This window comes from Kitasatospora sp. NPDC056783 (assembly GCF_042789895.1).
GTDB lineage: Bacteria > Actinomycetota > Actinomycetes > Streptomycetales > Streptomycetaceae > Kitasatospora.
Genome location: NZ_JBHUAF010000718.1, coordinates 1 through 1,174, shown reverse-complemented (window position 1 = coordinate 1,174; position 1,174 = coordinate 1). Strand labels below are relative to the sequence as shown.

Annotated in this window: 1 protein-coding gene; it reads right to left on the bottom strand. The window is 73.4% G+C overall.

Annotated features, from left to right (window positions below):
- The coding region (locus ACFRMQ_RS40850; RefSeq protein WP_380735999.1) for a beta-ketoacyl synthase N-terminal-like domain-containing protein at window positions 1-1,174 on the bottom strand (1,174 nt) is incomplete at both ends.

The following is a 1,174-nucleotide window of genomic DNA, read 5'->3' as shown; positions in this document are numbered from 1 at the left end:
CGGAGTACAGACCCCGCCCCATCCCCGCCCACTGACCACCCTGACCGGAGAACACGAACGCCGACCCGCCCGGAGAGGCAGTGCCCGTGACGATTCCGGCCTCTCCGGCGATCAGCGTGTCCAGGCCGGACGGGTCCGTCAGCACGGCACGGTGCGGGAACCGGGCCCGCGCGGCCAGGTCCGCGGCCACCTCGGCCGGTGTGACCTCGGGGTGCTCGGCGAGGAACCCGCGCAGCCTGCGGGCCTGGTCGCGCAGGGCCTCGTCCGACTTCGCCGACAGCAGCCACGGCACCGGCACGACGGCCGCAGGGACGGGCGCGGAAGCGGGATCGTGGGCGGGCGACTCCGGTGCCTCCAGGATCACGTGCGCGTTCGTCCCGCTGATGCCGAACGCCGACACACCGGCACGGCGGGGACGCCCCGTCTCCGGCCACGGCCGGGCCTCGGTCAGCAGCCGGAGGTTTCCGGACTCCCAGTCGACGTGCGAGCTCGGCGCGTCGACATGCAGCGTCGGCGGCAACTGCCCGTGCCGCATCGCCATGACCATCTTGATCACACCGGCCACACCGGCCGCCGCCTGGGTGTGGCCGATGTTCGACTTCACCGAACCCAGCCACAACGGCTCCACCCGCCCCTGACCGTACGTCGCCAGCAGCGCCTGCGCCTCGATGGGATCACCGAGCGTGGTCCCGGTGCCGTGCGCCTCCACCGCGTCCACCTCGGACGCCGCCAACCCGGCATTGGCGAGAGCCTGACGGATCACCCGCTCCTGCGACGGACCATTCGGCGCGGTCAGCCCGTTCGACGCGCCGTCCTGGTTCACCGCCGAACCCCGCACCACCGCCAGCACCCGGTGCCCGTTGCGCCGGGCGTCCGACAACCGCTCCAGCAACACGACACCAGCGCCCTCACCCCACGCCGTACCATCGGCCGCCTCCGCGAACGCCTTCACCCGCCCATCGGCCGCGAGCCCCCGCTGCCGCGAGAACTCGACGAACCCCGCCGGCGTCGCCATCACCGTCACCCCGCCGGCCAGGGCCAGCGAGCACTCCCCCGAGCGCAGCGCCTGCGCCGCCAGATGGATCGCCACCAGCGACGACGAACACGCCGTGTCCACCGACACCGCCGGACCCTCCAGCCCCAGCAGGTACGACACCCGCCCGGAGGTCACACT